Here is a 17,232-nt window from a genome sequence, read left to right as displayed (position 1 = left end):
GCCGGCGGCGCTATTCGCTAGAAGAACTCGATGGATGTTTCGACGGGCTTCGGGATGCTGACCGGACGTTGCTCCAGCGCAACCGTCTTCTGCGTCTCTGCACCTGTCAGCGGATACTGCCGGGCGCGTCCGCTGATCGGCCAGAACTCGAGCTTGCGCCCATGATCCCCACCGGTCGAAGATCCCACGATCGGGATACCCTCGTCTTTCAGGAACTGTACCGCAAAGGCAGCGTTCTGTTCACCAACGTTGGAGAAGCTGGCGATCGTCTTGGCGCCGCCAAAGATCTTGGCTTCCAGCCGGTCGCGCCGTGCGCCCTTCTTCAAGAGGCCGTTGATCAGCAACTCCATCAGATGCACACCGTAGCGGGTGGCATCGCCTCCTGACGTCATTGCAGCCGCCGATCCGGGCAGCAGGAAGTGGTTCATTCCCCCTACGCCGGCCACGGGGTCGCGAAGACATGCAGCTACGCAGGAACCCAAAATCGTCGACAGATATACGTCGGGGTCCGTGACCACCTTGTATTCGCCTTGGATAATGTGAACCCGCTTCGCTGCGGAGACCTCTGTCATTTTAGGGCTCCAAACACGGCCTCGATCGCGGCCTTCATTTTTTCGATTGTGAAGGGTTTGGCGAGAACGTTGTTGGCACCAAGCTGGGCAGCCTTCTGAACCAGGGCACGGTCACCCTGTGCCGTCAGAATGATGAAGGCCGCCTTCTTGGTCGCAGGATTGGTGCGAACCGCCTGCAGCAGGCCGAGACCGTCCATCTTGGGCATGTTGAAGTCGGAAATGACCAGATGATGAGGCTGTTCATTCATGATCTTCATACCCTGCTCGCCGTCACCGGCGGAGGTGATTTGCTTGAAGCCCAACTGTGTCAGCGCATCGCTGAGCAGCAGCCGGCTGGTGACCTGATCATCGACGATCAGAACTTTGATTTTTTCAGCGAGAGACATTTATTCAGTACCTTCTTTCCGGGCAGCAGCTAATTTCAGAATTTCCTCACCAATGGAGTTCAACGGCAGTTGCGCCTCCACAGCCCCGATTTCGTATGCGACGCGCGGCATGCCATAGACCACGCAAGTCTTTTCGTTCTGCCCCAACGTACGCCCCCCGGCGTTGCGCATCCTCAGCAGGCCGGATGCCCCGTCCCGACCCATTCCAGTCAGGATGACCCCAACGGCATTGCGGCCGGCCAGTTCCGCCACCGAGTCGAACAGCACATCGACCGAGGGCCGGTGACCGTTGACGGGGTCACGCTCGACCAAGCGGCAGCACGGCGCTGATGGATTGACGACCTGCAGATGCCGTTCCCCGCCCGGAGCCAGGTAGATCTTGCCGATCTCGAGCCGGGCGCCGTCGACTGCCTCCTCCACGACCGGAGCGCAGAGGCGGTTGAGCCGCTCGGCGAAGCTTCTGGTGAACGTCGGCGGCATGTGCTGCGTGATCACGGTCGGCGGGCAGTTCTTGGGGAAATTCTGCAGCACCGTGATCAATGCTTCGACGCCGCCCGTGGACGAGCCGATCGCGACCACCTTGCGCCCGACACGATACCCTGCAGCCGGAGAAATGGCGGGAGCGGGTGCCGGGGCGCTGCGACGCATACCGGAACGGGCGGCGGCCTTTACCTTCTCGGCCAGATCGATGAATGGGCGGATATCGCCAGGAGCCGGCTTGCCGACGCAATCGAAGGCCCCGATTTCCAGCGCCGCAAGCGTCGCATTCGCACCATGATGCGTCATGGTCGAGACCATGATCACCGGCATCGGCCGAAGCCGCATGATCTTCTCCAGGAATTCAAGGCCGTTCATGTTCGGCATCTCGATGTCGAGCGTCACAACATCGGGATTGAGCTCCTTGATGGCGGCACGCGCCTCGAGTGCGTCACCGGCCTGGCCAACGACGCTTACTTCCGGATCGGAATTCAGAACTGCAGTGATAAGGCCCCGCATGGTGGGAGAATCGTCAACGACGAGGACGCGCGCCGGCCCGCTCATGCTTTCCTCCCGGCGTTCTTGCCCGTCAGCCGATAGGTCGTGATGCCGATGTTGTCGAACAGGTTCTTGGGATCGCCGGACACGCGCTCGGAATGGCCGATATAGAGATGTCCCCCTTCCGGCAGCAGAGACGCGAAGCGCGACCAGATCTTCACCTGCGTCGGTTCGTCGAAATAGATCACCACGTTGCGGCAGAAGATCACATCGAAATGGCCCTTGAACGGCCACTGCGCCATCAGGTTCAGTTCGTTGAACGTAATGAGCTTCTTGACCCGGTCATCCACCTGATACTTGCGGCGACCGCCCACATCCACTTCGCGGAAGGACTGCTTGCGCATGACCGGAGTCACCGTCTCCAGTGCGGCTTCGTCGTAAATGCCCGCCCGTGCCAGCGCCAGGATCTTCGGATCGATGTCGGTGGCCAAAATCTTGAAGTCGTAGTCGCTGATATTCGGCATCATCGAAAGGACCGTCAGCGCGATCGAATAGGGCTCCTGGCCGTCGGAACAGGCTGCCGACCAGATGCGGACCCTGCCACCGCTTTTGGCACGGGCGATCAGCCCCGGCAGCACTTCGTCGCGCAAATGCTCGAAGTGATGGTTCTCGCGGAAGAACCGCGTGAAATTGGTCGTCAGATGCGAGAGCATGTCGCGCCGGGCAGCGGCGCCCTCCGGCGAGGCCACCAGGGCGCAGTATTCGCGAAAACCCTTAATGCCCAGATTGCGGATGTGCTTGGAAAGACGAGAATAGACGAGCGATGCCTTGGAATCGTTCAGAAAGATTCCGGCGTCCGAGTAGATCATCGCGGCAATTTCGGACAGGTCACGGCGCGTCAGCGGATATTCCCCGCTGGCCATAACCTCATCCGGCGACTGCCGGCTCTCCATTGCTCCCAAGGCCTTCATGCAGCTTCGCTTTCCTGTTGCGGGAAGAGAGCATCCAGATCGATCATGCAGATCATCCGCTTGTCGATCGCGAGAATTCCCCGAGCGTATTGTCTTTCAAGTGCGGAAGAGACTTCCGGTACCGGCTGTACACTGTCGTCTATAATCGTAAGGATATCGGAAACGGCCTCCACCAGAAGTCCCACCACCCGGCTCTTGACCTGAGCCACGATGATCACGTGACGCACGCTTGGTTCGGCCGCCTTCATTCCCAGCATTGCAGAGAGATCGACGATCGGCAGGACTGCTCCGCGCAGGTTGATCACGCCCAGGACATAGGGAGGTGCGTGGGGCAAAGGCGTCGCCGTTGTCCATCCGCGGATCTCGCGGACGGACATGATATTGACGCAGAACTCCTGGTCGCCGATGCGAAAGGCAATCAGCTCCCGATCATCCTCCAACATGTTCTTCACGCCGTACGACATTACTCAACCCGTTGCAGCTAGCGACATTTCCGGCTTCAGGGACTGGCCGCGCGATGCCGAGACAACGGCATCGACGTCCAGAATGAGAGCAACGCGGCCATCACCGAGAATGGTGGCTGCAGCGATGCCCGGGACATGCGTGTAGTTTGCTTCCAGCGACTTGATCACGACCTGACGCTGGCCCTGGATGGCATCGACCATCAAGGCTCGCTGGCCGCCGCCTTCCGATTCCACGAGCAGGGCGACGCCCTCGACGGGGTTTGCCTGCACCGACCTGAAGTTCAGGATGCGGCCGACATCCACCAGCGGGCAGAAGGAGTCGCGGATGGAGATCAGCCTTTGGTTGGCACCAAAGGAATGGATCGCCGTGGCTTCAGGCTGAAGCGTTTCGACGATGGCCGTCAGCGGCACGACGAGCGTCTGGCCGGCTACGGTGACGACCATGCCGTCGAGGACGGCCAGCGTCAGCGGCAGGCTCATGGTGAAGGTCGAGCCGTGGCCCGGGCGCGACGAGATCGAAATCCGACCGCCGAGCGCCTGGATCGAGCGCTTGACGACATCCATGCCGACGCCTCGGCCGGAGATGTCGGAAATCGTGTCGGCCGTGGAAAAGCCCGGCGCGAAGATCAGGTTGTCGATTTCTTCGTCCGACAGATTGGCGTCGGGTGCGATGAGCTCGTTGTCGATCGCCTTCTGCTTGACACGTTCGCGGTTGATGCCGGCGCCATCATCGACGAGTTCGATCAGGATGCGGCCAGAGCGATGCTTGGCGGTCAGCTTGATCGTGCCTTCCGGATCCTTGCCGGCAGCCTCGCGCTTTTCGGGCGATTCGATGCCATGGTCTACGGCATTGCGGATCATGTGGGTCAGGGGCTCGGCGATCTTGTCGATGACCGTCTTGTCGACTTCGGTATTTTCACCTTCCGTCACCAGGCGGATCGACTTGCCGACCATGTCGGCCACTTCGCGAACGATACGCGACATGCGCTGGAAGACCGGCTTCACCGGCTGCGCGCGGATGGCCATGACCGAGTCCTGGATCTCGCGCGTCAGCTGCTGCAGTTCCTCGAGACCCATGTTGATGGAGGAGGTGCCGTTGTTGTCGTTCTCGATGACGCTCTGGGAAAGCATCGCCTGATTGATGACGAGCTCGCCGACAAGGTTGATGAGGCGATCGACGCGATCCAGATCGACGCGAATGGTCTGACCGGCGGCAGCTGCCGCGGTCGTGGCGGTCTGGGCAGCGGCTGCAGCTGCGGCAGCCGTCTCCTTCTTTTCGACGCGGGCTGCTGCTGCAGCCATCTTGGAGGCGTCGCTTTCGGTCTGCGTGCCTGCGGCCTGGGCGTTATCTGCCGGGGCGGCCGTATCCAGGATATCGTCAAGTGCGGAGAGGTCGAAGGGCACCGGCACCATCGGAAGCTCCGCAGCAGGAGCAGCCGCCGCGGCGGCCTTCACGTCCAGATCGCAATCCCATTCGGCAAATTCAAAGACCGAACGGATATCCTCTTCCGCCTTCTTGGTCTTCAGGGAGATCGTCCAGCCGAAGTAGGAGTCTTCCGGGTCCATGGCCTCGAGGGCGGGCAGACCGTCGATGTCGCAGTTGATGCTCATTTCACCGATGCGCGAGAGATCGCGCAGCAACAGGGCTGCCTCGTTGCCCTTGCTGAAGAGCTCGCGGCGGGGGCGGAAAGTGATGTCGAAGACCTGATCGCCATCACTCCCGACTTCTTCGTCGCCGAAGGAGTCGAAGGAAAACGGGATCGGTTGGAAACCGCTGTCATCCGAAGGCGCCGCCTGTGCAGGCTCTGGTGACTTGGCAACCGTCCTTGCGGGCTCTGCGGACGCCACGGGCGTCTCGCCGTTTGCGAGCGCCTCGAGCTCCTTCACGAGGGTCCGGCTGCGGGACTCGTCGACGACACCACCGTCGCGGGCGGCATTGGTCAGATCCGCCAGAACGTCGGCGGACTTCAGCATTACCTTGAGGACGTCCTGGTTCGGCTCAAGACGGTTGGAGCGTACGCAATCCAGCGTCGTTTCAAAGACGTGCGCAAAAGCGACCAGGTCTTCGAGACCGAAGGCACCTGCTCCACCCTTGATGGAATGAACGGCGCGGAAGACGGCGTTTACCGTCTCAGGGTCGCGATCTCCGTCATTGAGCTTGAGAAGCCCCGATTCCAGTTCGGCAAGCTGCTCTTCGCATTCCTGGAAGAAGATCTCTTTGATTTCGTTCATATCCATCGGAAGGATTCCTGATCAGGCTGTTAATTCAGGCGGTCACGCGTTCAATGGCGTCGATCAGCTTGACCGGATCGAACGGCTTGACGATCCAGCCGGTGGCACCAGCCTGGCGAGCACGGTTCTTCTTTTCAGCGTCGCTTTCCGTCGTCAGCACGAGGATCGGGATGGCGCGATACTTTTCGTTGCGGCGAACGCCCTCGATGAAGCCGAAGCCGTCGAGGCGAGGCATGTTGATATCGGTGACGATGACGTCGGGATTGGCACCCTCGAGGATCTCGAGGCCCTCGATCCCGTCTTCGGCCTGAATGGTCTCGAAGCCGGCATTGTTGAGGGTCACCAGAAGCATGTTCCGGATGGTCCGCGAATCGTCCACGGTCAGCACTTTTTTCTTCATTTGGAAATCTCCTTGGCAACCAGAAGGTCCGGATCGATGCCGATCAGTTGCATTGTCTTTGCGAATGCGTCGGAGGTCTTGTCCACGACGTATGACTTTTTGTCGGCCTGCCAAGCACGGGCGCCGGCGAGCAGCACCTGCACGCACTGGACGCCGATACGCTCCACCTCGGACGCGTCGATCGCCACATTGCGACCGCGCATGGACATCAGGGTCCCATGCAGGGCGCTCGCCTCGTTGAGATCGAGGACCGGGGATAATTTCAAGCTGCCGCTCGCAGCCTTCTTCGTGGCCATCAGATCATTCCTTGCCTTTTGTGAAACAGAAGGTCGCCATCATCCCTTGCATCGGAGACAGCACCGGTTGCGATGAGCTCGATCTTCGGCTTCTGTGCCGGCCGCGGCTGATCGGAGTGGTAGCGCGTCTGCCGTTCGACCCTGAACTCGCGGACCGTTCGTCCGAGTTCGAGAATGACCGTCTGCAGATCGTCGGCACGGGTGCCGGCCTGCGCAGCGCGCCCGGCATTGGATGCGATGTCGGCGCCGAGCGACGAAACCTCTGCCGTGAGATGCCCAAGCGCACCCGCCTGCTCCTCGGCGCTCCTGGCGATACCGGCAATCGAGTGATCGATCGCGGTGACCTGGCGGACAATTCCGCTGATGGCATCCTGGGTGCGGTGAACCATCTGGACGCCGGCACCGACCTGCGTCTTGGTGCCGTTGACCAGCGATTTGATCTCATGCGCCGCGTCCGCGGAGCGCTGCGCCAATGCGCGCACCTCCTGGGCGACAACGGCAAAGCCGCGGCCGGAATCGCCGGCACGTGCGGCCTCGATGCCGGCATTCAGTGCCAGCAGATTGGTCTGGAAGGCGATCTCGTCAATCACACCAATGATTTCGCCAATCTTTTCGGCCGACGCCTCAATGTCCGACATGGCGTTGATGGCGCGGCCGACAATTTCGCCGCTTTCCTCAACCGTCTTGCGGGTGGCGGCGGCAGCCTCCTGGGCCGCACCCGTATCTGCGGCGCAGCTGCGCATCTGGCTGGTGATGGCGGCAAGCTGCGCGGAGGCTTCATGCAGCCGCTGTGAATGGGCGACAGATGCCTCCGCGACGGCCTTGGCATCGGCGCAAAGGGCGAAAGCGACCGCATCGGCCTCTTCGCCATGTTTCTGGGCAGCACCCATTGATATCCGGCTGCTCTCGATCGCCTGGTTCAGCAAATCCGCCAGTTCCCGGTATGGCTCTGGAACATCGTCTGGGAGGCAGATGGTGAAGTCCCGCTCGGCGAGCGAGCGCACCACGTCGGAGAACAGCTGAACGACTTCCGCACGGTCTTCGGCGCGTTGGTCCTCGAGCCCGCGGTGATGCTTCTGGCGAAGTTCGTTGAAACGAAGCGAAACCGCAATCTCGACATCGACCATGACCAGACGGACGAGCGCGCCGACGAGATCGGTCAATTCCTGCGCACGGCGACGACCTGCCGGCAGCAGTGGACGGCCGTTTTCCTGAGCCAGCACGCCGGCGAGCAGATGCTCCAGCACGACGGCGTGGCCAGCGATGTGCCAGCGCGGGTCGAGCCCCATGCGGCTCTCGCTGTCGGAAAGCACCTTGACCCGTTCGGCATAGAGAGCATCGAAGCGGGCGTCGGTCAGCACGGTCCAATGCGAGGTCTGCAGGTCGTGCAGGCGCTCGATCTGGTGCTCGCTGTCAAAATGCCTGGCTGACTCGGGAAAGGATTGGAGGCGGTGGAAGAGGTCACGCAGGCCGCCCTTGCAATGCCGCTCGAGTTGCGGCCGGTGGCGTCGCAGCAGTTCGCAGGTGTCCGCGTCCAGGCCGGCAAATGCCAGTCTCTCCCCCAGGCTTCCTGCCTGAGTTCTCCGCGCCTGTTCTGATGGCGAACTATGCCCCACAATGCGTCCCCAAAAACCAAATTCGACCCTTGCAAGGGTCGCAGCATGCTGCTCCTCTCACTCGTCCGCGGGGCGTCGGAAGGATGCCGGCCAACCTGAATCAGGTCGTCGGGCATGGACATCACGGGAGCCGCGGTCTTTTTAAATGTGATCGGGAGCGGATACCGGGTCGAGACCGGTACGGCAAATCGGCTTCATGCCTCTGGGGAACATTGGTTCCACAATTTGCCGTCGTTCCTCATATCTATGGTTAATTCCTTGCCCGAAGGTTAAGAATACTGGCCTTTGCGCAATTTACTTTTTAGGAGGCGCTCATCTGCGACGGATGGTTAGAGCCGACGCTCGCGAGTGCGACTTCGGGTGAGGCCGGTTCATGTCCCTCGCTTGGGGCTGGCGAACCTGCGGCTGACGAAGGGTGAGCCCTCCAGGCCGAACCGCCAAGGCAACTCCGACGCCTTCGTGATGCCGATCCGCGGACCTGCGACAACCTCTGCCGGTCTCTCCGGAAACGACAGGTGGAAGGGCGGCTCGGCAAGCGGCAATCCATCCTGCGCCTTCGAGACGGCCAGCGCCTGGCAGACACGTCCCGGTCCTGCACAGAGCAGCCGCAGGCCGAGGCCAGCGCGCCTTTTTTTCATCTCCTCGACGCCCGAGCGGGGCTCCAGGGCCCGGATGAGAACCGCGCTGCCGGGACGGCAGACAATGTTGAGGCACCAGTGGATGCCATAGGAGCGGTAGACATAGACATGCCCGGCCGGGCCGAACATCGACCGGTTGCGGTCCGTGGGTCCGCGAAAGCTGTGAGACGCCGGATCCTCCCGCTCATAGGCCTCCGTCTCGACGATTATCCCGCCGACGCCGTTAAACGTCAGACCGGCTCCGATCAGATGCCGAGCCACCTCCACGGCGCTCTTGTCGAAGAGACTGTCTTCCTGTGCAATCAAGTCCGGGCTCCGGTTGCCATGGGATGGGTAGCTGCAGGGCTGCCACTGGCGGAGTCGTCTACGTCAGCTGCAAGATGCCAGCGGTGACGTCTGCGTCAAGGATACAGCAACTGAAATGAGAGGAGTTTACCTGAGGCTTAATGGTGCCCGGAGGCGGATTTGAACCACCGACACGCGGATTTTCAATCCGCTGCTCTACCAACTGAGCTATCCGGGCATCGAGGCTTTTTGGAGCCTTCCGGTCCAGGACCGGCGGGGGGTGTCTCCCCCGGAAGCGAGCGGGGTTATAACATCTTGCGGAGCCATGTCCAGCACCGGAGACGACTTTTTTGGCCTCCCTGAGCGATTTCCGGAGTGGTCCGAAAATGCCGCCCGCAAGCGTCAATACTCGTCGTCATCCGGCTTGGACTCGTCGTCGGAAACGGGGATGGCGTAGGACCCCGTCAGCCATCGGGAGAGATCGAGCGTGCGGCAACGATCGGAGCAGAAGGGATAATGGTCGCGGGCCGACGGCTTGCCGCATTCGGGACAAGGCAGTGCCTTGCGAAGCGGCTCCACCTTGCCGCCGGGCTTGATCGGAGACGCCATGTCAGCCCTCCGGCCATGCCGCCTGCACGTCGTAGCCTTCGCCCGACAGCAGTGACAGGGTCTCGTAGAGGGGCAAGCCGACCACATTGGTGTAGGAGCCGACGAGCTTCTGGACGAAGCTGCCGGCAATGCCCTGAATGGCGTAGGCGCCGGCCTTGCCGCGCCACTGGCCCGAGGCGATGTAGTTTTCGATCTCGGTCGCCGACAGGCGCTTGAAACGGACCTTGGTCTGAACGACCTTCTGGCGGAACTGGCCGCCCGGGGTGACCAGACAAATGCCGGTATAGACCGAGTGACCGCGGCCGGACAGGAGATGGAGCGCGGCCGAGGCCTCCTCCGTGTACTCCGTCTTTTCCAGGATGCGGCGGCCGACGGCAACAACCGTGTCGGCGGAGAGAATGTAGCTTTGGCGCCAGGCGAGATCGCCTTTAATCGCCGCGAAGGCCGCCTCGGCCTTTTCGGTCGAGAGGCGGCGCGCGAGCGAGCGGGGATGTTCCGACTTCTTCGGCGCCTCGTCGATATCCATCGGCATCATGCGCGCAGGTTCGAGGCCCGCCTGGTTGAGCAGGTCCAGGCGCCGCGGCGAGCCGGAGGCGAGGATGAGTTTTTGATCAGACGCCATTGTGCTTCAGTCGTTCTGCCGCTTCAGGCGCGTCACTTGAACCGGTAGGTGATGCGGCCCTTGGTGAGATCGTAAGGCGTCATTTCCACTGTCACCTTGTCGCCGGCAAGTACCCGGATGCGGTTCTTGCGCATGCGGCCGGCCGTATGCGCAATGATCTCGTGTTCGTTTTCCAGCTTCACGCGAAACGTTGCGTTCGGCAGGAGTTCTGTCACAATGCCCGGGAATTCTAGGACTTCTTCTTTAGCCATCTATGGATGTTCTTCCTGTCAGTTGGGTGTTCGGCAAGGCGAAACCGCCTGCCTGCAAATTTGCGCGGAAACTACACAATCGTGTCCCGTTTGTGAACTCGCATAATTCCAATTCGATTCGTGCCTTAAAGCGCGGCTGCCGGTGGAGTCTTCAGCCCCGAAAACTGCGCCTCGATGCGCTTCCAGAGATGATCCCTGACTTCGCGATAGGCTGCGAGTCGCTGCTCGCGGGTCCCGGTTGCCACAGTGGCGTCCATGGTCGGCCAATAGATCACGTTCACCGGACTGGACCGCGTCAACTCAAGCGCCGCATGGTGGGCTTCCGGCGTCAGCGTGACGATCAGGTCGAAGAAGTCATCTTCCAGATCGTCCAGCGTACGCGGCCTGTGCCTGCCGATCGACAGACCGACCTCGTCGAGGACGGCGTCCACGAAGGGATCGCGCTCACCGGACCGGACGCCCGCGGATTGGACATAGATATCGTGTGGCAGCAGCCGTTTGGCAATAGCTTCGGCCATCGGAGAGCGGATTGCGTTCCATCCGCACATGAAGAGGACAGCACCCGGCTTCTCCGTCATCGTCGAGGCGGCCGGCGCGTCGCCCATCTCCCTCACCCCCGCCAATAGAGGACGCAGACGAGGGTGAAGAGGCGCCGGGCCGTGTCGAAGTCCATGCGCACCTTGCCATCCAGCCGGTCCATCAGCGTCTGCGAACCCTCGTTGTGGATGCCGCGCCGGCCCATGTCGATGGACTCGATGCGGCTCGGCGTCGCCGAGCGGATCGCTTCGTAGTAGCTCTCGCAGATCATGAAGTAGTCCTTGATGATCCGCCGGAAGGGGGTAAGCGAGAGGATGTGCGCAGCGACGTTCTCGCCGGCTTCCGTCGTGATGCTGAAGACCAGCTTGGAATCGACCAGCGACAGCTTCAGATGATAGGGCCCACCCGGATGGCCGACCGGCTCGAAGGCGTTTTCCTCCACCAGATCAAAGATGGCGACCGCCCGCTCGTGTTCGACGTCCGGCGTCGAACGGCCGATGGATTCGTCAAGGACGATGTCGGAGAGACGGAAATCGCCCTTCGTCATCCTCAGCCCCCGCGGTTCAACCGTATGGCGACGGAACGGGCATGGGCGTCCAGCCCCTCGGAATGGGCAAGCGTGATGGCCGCCGGCGCAAGCGCTGCCAGCTGGTCCGGTCCCAGCCGCAGGATCGAGGTGCGCTTGACATAGTCGAGGACGGAGAGGCCTGACGAGAAGCGGGCCGAGCGGGCCGTGGGCAGCACGTGATTGGAGCCGCCGACATAATCGCCGATCACTTCCGGCGTATAGCGGCCGACGAAGATCGCGCCGGCATTGCGGATGCCGGGGATGAAGGCATCCGGGTCGGCGACCGCCAGCTCCAGATGCTCGGCCGCAATGCGGTTTGCCAGCGGCAGGGCCGCCATCAGATCGGCAACAAGAACGATGCCGCCGAAATCGGCCCAGCTGCGGGCGGCCGTCTCGGCGCGCGACAGCGTCTTCAGCTGGCGCTCGACCGCCTGCTCCACGGCTTCGCCAAAGGCCCGGTCGTCGGTGATCAGGATCGACTGTGCGCTGACGTCGTGCTCGGCCTGGGCCAGGAGATCGGCGGCGATCCAGTCGGGATCATTGTCGCGGTCGGCGATGACGAGGACTTCGGAGGGACCGGCGATCATGTCGATGCCCACCTGGCCGAAGACCTGGCGCTTAGCGGCGGCCACATAGGCATTGCCGGGGCCGACGATCTTGGCGACCGGCGCAATCGTCTGCGTCCCATAGGCGAGTGCTGCCACCGCCTGCGCGCCACCGACGCGGTAGATCTCCGAGACGCCGGCAATGCGGGCAGCGGCCAGAACCGTCTGGTTGATCGCCCCGCCGGTGGCCGGCACGACCATGACGATCCGCGGCACGCCGGCGACCTTGGCCGGCAGCGCGTTCATCAGAACCGAGCTCGGATAGCTTGCCGTGCCGCCCGGCACATAGAGGCCGACCGCATCGATCGCAGTCCAGCGCGAGCCGAGGCCGACGCCGAGGGCATCCTCGTAGACATCGTCCTTCGGCATCTGTCGGGCATGATGTTTTTCAATGCGTTCGGCTGCGAACCGCAGGGCATCGAGAACCGCGGGTTCCGTCGCGGCCAACGCCGCATCGATCTCTGCTTCGGCGACCCTGAGGCCCACCGCGGCAAGATCGACACGGTCGAAACGGGCGGAATAATCGACAAGCGCGGCATCGCCGCGGGTACGGACATCGTCGATGATCGCCTTGACGACCGCATTCACATCGTCGGAGACCTCCCGCTTCGTCGACAGGAAGGCGGAAAACCGCTCCTCGAAATCACCCGATGCCTGCTCCAGCCAGATCGCCACTCGACAGTCCCCTCATGCATTGCGCCCGAGGCGCCCAAAATCAGTCCCCTTTGGGATGCCGCGGCATCCGTTCGGTCTCCCAGGCGCCGCCCGTGTCCATCATCTGCGCCTCGATGCATTCGACGTCGAGACTGATGGCGGCACCTCCGGCCAGGATCAGTTCGACGGTGCCGTCGGGCCCGTCGCCCTTCTGGTCGAAGCGCATGGCCAGCAACGAGCACACCGTGTCGGCATTCGTGCGGTCGATACCGAGCGTGCGAACCGCCTCCACCCGCTTGAACGAGATGACGGAGCGGCGGCGCTCGAAATCCTTGCTCTTGCGGTCGGCCTTCTCCCAGACGAAGCGGTTGAACACCACCGTGAACTGGCGGCTGCGCGCATCATAGCTCAGGTCCGCGACGCGAAAGACGCTGTCCTGCGTGTAAGCGGAGACGATCGCGAGATCATCCTGGTCGAGGGCAAGAAGCTTGAGATCCGCCATGATTTCCATTTCCAGTCGAGACGCCGGTCGGCGTGTGTTCATCCTGCCACGGAGATAGGATGACCCGGCACGATGCGCAACGCCACCGGAACCTTAGTCGCTGACACGCTCCACGTCGGCACCGCATCGTGTCAGCTTCTGCTCGAGGTGTTCGAAGCCGCGGTCGAGGTGATAGACGCGGTTGACGACGGTTTCACCTTCGGCGACGAGACCGGCGATCACCAGCGACACGGAGGCGCGCAGATCGGTCGCCATGACCGGTGCGCCCTTCAGGCGATCGACACCCTCGATGCGGGCCATCTGGCCAGACAGGGTGATGCGGGCGCCGAGCCGCGCCAGTTCCTGCACGTGCATGAAGCGGTTCTCGAAGATCGTCTCGGTGATGTGCGAGACGCCGGACGAGCGGGTCATCAGCGCCATGAACTGGGCCTGGAGGTCGGTCGGGAAACCCGGGAAGGGTTCGGTGACGATATCGACCGGCTGGATGCCGTTGCCGTTCCTGACGACACGCAGGCCGCTCTCCGTTTCGGTCACCTCGGCGCCCGCCATGCGCAGTGCGTCGAGCGCGTTGTCGAGAAGCGAGGCGTCCGTGCCCTCGAGCGTCACGTCACCGCCGGCCATGGCGACCGCCATGGCATAGGTGCCCGTCTCGATGCGATCGGGCAGCACGCGGTGGCGCGCGCCGGAAAGTGAGGTCACGCCCTCGATGGTGATGGTGCTCGTGCCGGCGCCGGAGATCTTGGCGCCCATGGCGTTCAGGCATTTGGCCAGATCGGCCACTTCCGGCTCACGGGCGGCGTTGTCGATCACCGTCGTGCCGTTGGCGAGCGAGGCTGCCATCATCATCACATGGGTGGCGCCGACCGAGACCTTCGGGAAGGTGTAATGGCCGCCGACGAGGCCGCCCTTCGGCGCCGTGGCATTCACATAGCCGGCGTCGATCTCCATGATCGCGCCGAGCGCCTGCAGACCTTCGAGAAACAGATCGACCGGGCGTGTGCCGATGGCGCAGCCGCCGGGTAGCGAGACGCGCGCCCTGCCCTCGCGGGCGAGAAGCGGGCCGATGACCCAGAAGCTGGCGCGCATCTTCGACACGAGGTCATAGGGTGCCGTGGTATCGACGATCGTCCGGCAGGTGAAATGGATCGTGCGGGAATAGCTTTCGCCCTGGCTTTCGCGCCGGCCGTTGACGGAGACGTCGACGCCGTGATTGCCGAGAATGCGCAAGAGCTGCTCCACGTCGGCCAGATGCGGCACGTTTTCGAGCGTCAGCGTATCGCTGGTCAAAAGCGAGGCGATCATCAGCGGCAGGGCAGCATTCTTGGCCCCGGAGATCGGGATGATGCCGTTCAGCTTGTTGCCACCGCGAATTCTGATGCGATCCATGAGGTCCAGCGGGGTTGAACCCGTCCTTTTATTGCGAGTGCAGGCACGAAGCGGCGTGCTTAGCCGAAAAGCCAAGGCGCTTCAAATGATTTGGAACCGAGTGGTCCCTTGAACATCCTGTCAGTCCGATTCGTCTTTTTTTGCGGCAGGCAGGCCGGAGGCCTCGTCGGCGGCGCCTGAACGACGCGCCCGCGCCTGTCCCTTGCGGCGCATGAGGTTCTCGCGAAGCTTGGCCGCGGCGCGCGCCTTGCGCTCTTCGGCACGGGCATCCACCTGCCGTTTGCCGGCCGCCTTGCGCTCTTGCCCCGGTATTTCCGCATCGTCCTTGGTCATGGCTCCCGCTTAGCCGAAAAGCGACCTGGAAAAAAGAGCGCGACTTTGTCTGGAGGAGACGACGGAACTTGAAATTGCGCCTTGCGCTCATGGTGAACCTATGGCAATAGGCCCCTCGCCCACGGACGACCAAACCGACACGGGCCTAAGCTGCTATAGCTCAGGGGTAGAGCACTCCCTTGGTAAGGGAGAGGCCGAGAGTTCAAATCTCTCTAGCAGCACCATTTTCTCGATTGATTTCATGGAATGGCTCGGCCTTCAGAAGGCACCAAGCAGGAACTGCGCGAAATTATTGTGATGGCGGTGGAGCGCGCGATCCGGACGAGTGACAGATCAAGAAAATCAGAGGGCGAAATCTCTTGAAACTAGCGGCGCCATATCACACTCTAATAGCTGACTGTTAACCGCAGTTCCTATGGAACTAAATGTTAACCCAATCAGTTTCTAATGTGCTATCAGTTGCGCTGAAATGCTTGACATGGAAGCTGCGATATGGCTGATGAAGCTCACGAGATTGGAACAACTCGTATCTAAGAAAGCTCTTTTCATGCCCTCAAGTGGAACTTACAGCCGTAAGCATTTGGGAGCCAACTGCAGGGATGACGGGTGGCGGAAAGATCGACTTTGTCGTGATCTGACATAACCGAACCGGTGTAAGGTAGTTAGGCTTAGATATTTGAGTTAAAATGGGCGCGAAAGCGCCCATTTTCTTTTCAATTAATGAAGTTATTTGGAAATATGTTCAGATGGTTACAGCTTTCAGCGACGTGATCCGATCCGTGGCAATTAGTAAAACCTCGGCCTTTCAAATTTCCATTATCCTCAAGCGATAAATTGTAATGGCGATCAGAAGTATACGGAAGACCTAAGCGGATTCGGGAATTCACCGCGCATTCGACCGTATGGTCACTACCGTCAATTACTGGACGCGAGTGCTTTTCGTGCCCATACTGGAAGTGGTATCCTCTCTCATCGATAAAATACTTATCGCGGTTATCACCACCTTTTCTCTTAGGAAACTCTTTCGTTTTCAGATGTGAAACCAGCTTTTCAATTTCGACTGCAAGTCCAAATGTTCTTTCACTCAAATTCTCATTGACTGAAGTCCAAAGGACTTGGACGACTTTGTCATTGAAATTCGAGAACGGGAGAAGAAGAGCTTTTCGGTTGCCCATCGGCTTAAAAATTTGGTCAATGGCATTGAGCCTCTTGATCCAAAAGGTCACAACCCGAGATAATTCCAGCGCAATTCCGCGGCCTGCGATATCAAGCACACTCGAAGGCAAACCTAAACGGGCAAGGTCCGATTGAGCACCTTGCTCCGCTAGAAGGACGACTGCAAATTCGGGATTTTCTGCATTGATTTTGACGCAATAGTCAGCAGCGCCTAGGTGCGGGGGTTTCGTGAAAAACTTATAATCTGATCCGTACTTCTCTCGAATTTCCTTGGGGACCATTGCCACGCCGTTGACGGCGAAATGCTTCCTCAACGACTGCTGATCACCGAATAGAATGAACGCTATCTTCATCTGTCAGCAAGCTTCATCACGATATCGAAAGGGATCTCGATCCGACGCAGGTCGCTGTCGCTTAACCCTCGAAAAACTTCGAAAAAGGGATTTTTACCAAGGACGGTTTGCGATTCTCGATTGTAAAGTCGATCGTCTGGCAAACCATTTTCCCCCGCCCACTTCTTTATTCTATTTGCTACTTCTCGAGCATCGTAGCTTGGTCCCTGACCGTCAATAATGATCTCGCGTGGCACTTGCCTGGAGGTAAGGGATGGCGGCGGAGACGATTCAGGGACATCTTGGAAACGTAGGCCCCGGTCGGCAACATCAAGATACCTCACTAAACCTGTTGCGAGTGGTTTGACAAAAGCTGCCCAAATGGAAGCTTTTATTTTATCACCTTCCTCAACAGGTCCTGATGGATTTTCAGCTGTTTGAACGAATGAAAACTCCTCACCCGCAGGAATAAGCGCGATCTTTTGCTGCTGCTTTGGGTGCGTAATTACAACGACTTTACTAGAAAGCCGCGTTGCAATGAACTGGCGAAGCTTTAGTGGTGCAATAGCAGGCCGATAGTCGCCTTTCCTTTTAGTAAGCTCCATACCAAGCTCACTAAGCAAAAGGGGATATTTTGTTTTCGCCCATGCTTCATTGGTTTCCGTCTCGATTGCAGCAACCAATTCGTCTGCAGTCCAACTATTTTCCATCGCAAATTCACCTTTGACAATAGCTACGTTATCAAACTTACCATGTCGGCAGTCAACGTTTGGCATAGCCACACCCAATCAAACAAATCCATGCATAGTGCCGATACAAAAA

At 60.4% G+C, this 17,232-nt stretch carries 21 protein-coding genes and 2 tRNA genes; 1 reads left to right on the top strand and 22 read right to left on the bottom strand.

Annotation, left to right across the window (positions count from 1 at the left end; translation table 11 throughout):
* Positions 1–17: 17 nt before the first annotated feature.
* From cheD to M1E10_RS10880, 20 genes are all read right to left on the bottom strand, one after another.
* A complete protein-coding gene (gene cheD, locus M1E10_RS10975) occupies positions 18–572 on the bottom strand; it encodes a chemoreceptor glutamine deamidase CheD (RefSeq protein WP_499176375.1) in 555 nt (184 codons plus the stop codon).
* The gene (locus M1E10_RS10970) at positions 569–958 is read right to left on the bottom strand and encodes a response regulator (protein WP_029619566.1); all 390 of its coding nucleotides are present in this window, start codon (positions 956–958) and stop codon (positions 569–571) included. Before M1E10_RS10970 ends, cheD begins: the two co-directional genes overlap by 4 nt.
* Positions 959–1,999 carry a protein-glutamate methylesterase/protein-glutamine glutaminase gene (gene cheB, locus M1E10_RS10965; RefSeq protein ID WP_499176374.1) on the bottom strand — a complete coding sequence of 347 codons (1,041 nt, stop codon included), beginning with the start codon at positions 1,997–1,999 and terminating at the stop codon, positions 959–961.
* Positions 1,996–2,904 carry a protein-glutamate O-methyltransferase gene (gene cheR / locus M1E10_RS10960; RefSeq protein WP_499176373.1) on the bottom strand — a complete coding sequence of 303 codons (909 nt, stop codon included), beginning with the start codon at positions 2,902–2,904 and terminating at the stop codon, positions 1,996–1,998. Before cheR ends, cheB begins: the two co-directional genes overlap by 4 nt.
* Positions 2,901–3,368, bottom strand: a complete 468-nt coding sequence (locus M1E10_RS10955) for a chemotaxis protein CheW (protein WP_499176372.1) — start codon at positions 3,366–3,368, stop codon at positions 2,901–2,903. Before M1E10_RS10955 ends, cheR begins: the two co-directional genes overlap by 4 nt.
* 3 nt (positions 3,369–3,371) lie before the next feature.
* The gene (locus tag M1E10_RS10950) at positions 3,372–5,606 is read right to left on the bottom strand and encodes a chemotaxis protein CheA (RefSeq protein WP_499176371.1); all 2,235 of its coding nucleotides are present in this window, start codon (positions 5,604–5,606) and stop codon (positions 3,372–3,374) included.
* A gap of 28 nt (positions 5,607–5,634) precedes the next feature.
* Positions 5,635–6,000, bottom strand: coding sequence for a chemotaxis response regulator CheY1 (gene cheY1, locus M1E10_RS10945; protein ID WP_029619561.1), 366 nt, complete (start codon positions 5,998–6,000; stop codon positions 5,635–5,637).
* Positions 5,997–6,296 (bottom strand): STAS domain-containing protein, encoded by a 300-nt coding sequence (locus M1E10_RS10940; RefSeq protein ID WP_499176370.1) that lies wholly within the window; start codon positions 6,294–6,296, stop codon positions 5,997–5,999. Before M1E10_RS10940 ends, cheY1 begins: the two co-directional genes overlap by 4 nt.
* The gene (locus M1E10_RS10935; RefSeq protein WP_499176369.1) at positions 6,296–7,912 is read right to left on the bottom strand and encodes a globin-coupled sensor protein; all 1,617 of its coding nucleotides are present in this window, start codon (positions 7,910–7,912) and stop codon (positions 6,296–6,298) included. Before M1E10_RS10935 ends, M1E10_RS10940 begins: the two co-directional genes overlap by 1 nt.
* 371 nt (positions 7,913–8,283) lie before the next feature.
* Complete coding sequence (locus M1E10_RS10930; protein ID WP_499176368.1) at positions 8,284–8,856, bottom strand: DNA-3-methyladenine glycosylase; 573 nt, start codon at positions 8,854–8,856, stop codon at positions 8,284–8,286.
* Between the two features lie 141 nt (positions 8,857–8,997).
* Positions 8,998–9,073: transfer RNA gene (locus M1E10_RS10925), tRNA-Phe, on the bottom strand.
* A gap of 164 nt (positions 9,074–9,237) precedes the next feature.
* Complete coding sequence (gene yacG / locus M1E10_RS10920) at positions 9,238–9,444, bottom strand: DNA gyrase inhibitor YacG (RefSeq protein WP_499176367.1); 207 nt, start codon at positions 9,442–9,444, stop codon at positions 9,238–9,240.
* 1 nt (position 9,445) lies between these two features.
* Positions 9,446–10,066 carry a Maf-like protein gene (locus tag M1E10_RS10915; protein ID WP_499176366.1) on the bottom strand — a complete coding sequence of 207 codons (621 nt, stop codon included), beginning with the start codon at positions 10,064–10,066 and terminating at the stop codon, positions 9,446–9,448.
* Between the two features lie 32 nt (positions 10,067–10,098).
* Complete coding sequence (gene infA, locus M1E10_RS10910) at positions 10,099–10,317, bottom strand: translation initiation factor IF-1 (RefSeq protein WP_029619555.1); 219 nt, start codon at positions 10,315–10,317, stop codon at positions 10,099–10,101.
* 125 nt (positions 10,318–10,442) lie between these two features.
* Positions 10,443–10,922 carry an arsenate-mycothiol transferase ArsC gene (locus tag M1E10_RS10905; RefSeq protein ID WP_499176365.1) on the bottom strand — a complete coding sequence of 160 codons (480 nt, stop codon included), beginning with the start codon at positions 10,920–10,922 and terminating at the stop codon, positions 10,443–10,445.
* Positions 10,923–10,927: 5 nt separating this feature from the next.
* A complete protein-coding gene (locus tag M1E10_RS10900) occupies positions 10,928–11,401 on the bottom strand; it encodes a UPF0262 family protein (RefSeq protein WP_499176364.1) in 474 nt (157 codons plus the stop codon).
* A gap of 2 nt (positions 11,402–11,403) precedes the next feature.
* Complete coding sequence (gene hisD / locus M1E10_RS10895; RefSeq protein ID WP_499176363.1) at positions 11,404–12,702, bottom strand: histidinol dehydrogenase; 1,299 nt, start codon at positions 12,700–12,702, stop codon at positions 11,404–11,406.
* Positions 12,703–12,742: 40 nt separating this feature from the next.
* Positions 12,743–13,183, bottom strand: coding sequence for a DUF2948 family protein (locus tag M1E10_RS10890; RefSeq protein ID WP_499176362.1), 441 nt, complete (start codon positions 13,181–13,183; stop codon positions 12,743–12,745).
* Positions 13,184–13,276: 93 nt separating this feature from the next.
* Positions 13,277–14,569, bottom strand: coding sequence for a UDP-N-acetylglucosamine 1-carboxyvinyltransferase (murA, locus tag M1E10_RS10885; RefSeq protein ID WP_499176361.1), 1,293 nt, complete (start codon positions 14,567–14,569; stop codon positions 13,277–13,279).
* A 120-nt stretch (positions 14,570–14,689) separates the two neighbouring features.
* Positions 14,690–14,902: a hypothetical protein gene (locus M1E10_RS10880; protein ID WP_499176360.1), complete on the bottom strand. Its 213-nt coding sequence runs from the start codon at positions 14,900–14,902 to the stop codon at positions 14,690–14,692.
* A 149-nt stretch (positions 14,903–15,051) separates the two neighbouring features.
* Here M1E10_RS10880 and M1E10_RS10875 point away from each other — a divergent pair.
* Positions 15,052–15,126, top strand: a tRNA-Thr gene (locus tag M1E10_RS10875).
* Positions 15,127–15,615: 489 nt separating this feature from the next.
* Here the strand turns inward: M1E10_RS10875 and M1E10_RS10870 are convergent.
* Together M1E10_RS10870 and M1E10_RS10865 are read right to left on the bottom strand one after the other, a co-directional pair.
* Positions 15,616–16,431, bottom strand: coding sequence for a hypothetical protein (locus M1E10_RS10870; protein ID WP_499176359.1), 816 nt, complete (start codon positions 16,429–16,431; stop codon positions 15,616–15,618).
* On the bottom strand, positions 16,428–17,186 hold the full coding sequence (locus M1E10_RS10865; RefSeq protein WP_499176358.1) for a hypothetical protein: 759 nt from the start codon (positions 17,184–17,186) through the stop codon (positions 16,428–16,430). Before M1E10_RS10865 ends, M1E10_RS10870 begins: the two co-directional genes overlap by 4 nt.
* Between the last annotated feature and the right edge of the window lie 46 nt (positions 17,187–17,232).

Source organism: Rhizobium sp. PK7-22, assembly GCF_056530405.1.
The sequence above is the reverse complement of the archived record's forward strand: the minus strand, read 5'-3'. Positions and strand labels throughout refer to the sequence as shown.

Bases quoted from the DNA above. Each gene is read 5' to 3' on its own strand.
- cheD (WP_499176375.1), bottom strand. From the start codon at position 572: ATGACAGAGGTCTCCGCAGCGAAGCGGGTTCACATTATCCAAGGCGAA.
- M1E10_RS10970 (WP_029619566.1), bottom strand. From the start codon at position 958: ATGTCTCTCGCTGAAAAAATCAAAGTTCTGATCGTCGATGATCAGGTC.
- cheB (WP_499176374.1), bottom strand. From the start codon at position 1,999: ATGAGCGGGCCGGCGCGCGTCCTCGTCGTTGACGATTCTCCCACCATG.
- cheR (WP_499176373.1), bottom strand. From the start codon at position 2,904: ATGAAGGCCTTGGGAGCAATGGAGAGCCGGCAGTCGCCGGATGAGGTT.
- M1E10_RS10955 (WP_499176372.1), bottom strand. From the start codon at position 3,368: ATGTCGTACGGCGTGAAGAACATGTTGGAGGATGATCGGGAGCTGATT.
- M1E10_RS10950 (WP_499176371.1), bottom strand. From the start codon at position 5,606: ATGGATATGAACGAAATCAAAGAGATCTTCTTCCAGGAATGCGAAGAG.
- cheY1 (WP_029619561.1), bottom strand. From the start codon at position 6,000: ATGAAGAAAAAAGTGCTGACCGTGGACGATTCGCGGACCATCCGGAAC.
- M1E10_RS10940 (WP_499176370.1), bottom strand. From the start codon at position 6,296: ATGGCCACGAAGAAGGCTGCGAGCGGCAGCTTGAAATTATCCCCGGTC.
- yacG (WP_499176367.1), bottom strand. From the start codon at position 9,444: ATGGCGTCTCCGATCAAGCCCGGCGGCAAGGTGGAGCCGCTTCGCAAG.
- M1E10_RS10915 (WP_499176366.1), bottom strand. From the start codon at position 10,066: ATGGCGTCTGATCAAAAACTCATCCTCGCCTCCGGCTCGCCGCGGCGC.
- infA (WP_029619555.1), bottom strand. From the start codon at position 10,317: ATGGCTAAAGAAGAAGTCCTAGAATTCCCGGGCATTGTGACAGAACTC.
- M1E10_RS10905 (WP_499176365.1), bottom strand. From the start codon at position 10,922: ATGGGCGACGCGCCGGCCGCCTCGACGATGACGGAGAAGCCGGGTGCT.
- M1E10_RS10900 (WP_499176364.1), bottom strand. From the start codon at position 11,401: ATGACGAAGGGCGATTTCCGTCTCTCCGACATCGTCCTTGACGAATCC.
- M1E10_RS10890 (WP_499176362.1), bottom strand. From the start codon at position 13,183: ATGGCGGATCTCAAGCTTCTTGCCCTCGACCAGGATGATCTCGCGATC.
- murA (WP_499176361.1), bottom strand. From the start codon at position 14,569: ATGGATCGCATCAGAATTCGCGGTGGCAACAAGCTGAACGGCATCATC.
- M1E10_RS10880 (WP_499176360.1), bottom strand. From the start codon at position 14,902: ATGACCAAGGACGATGCGGAAATACCGGGGCAAGAGCGCAAGGCGGCC.
- M1E10_RS10870 (WP_499176359.1), bottom strand. From the start codon at position 16,431: ATGAAGATAGCGTTCATTCTATTCGGTGATCAGCAGTCGTTGAGGAAG.
- M1E10_RS10865 (WP_499176358.1), bottom strand. From the start codon at position 17,186: ATGCCAAACGTTGACTGCCGACATGGTAAGTTTGATAACGTAGCTATT.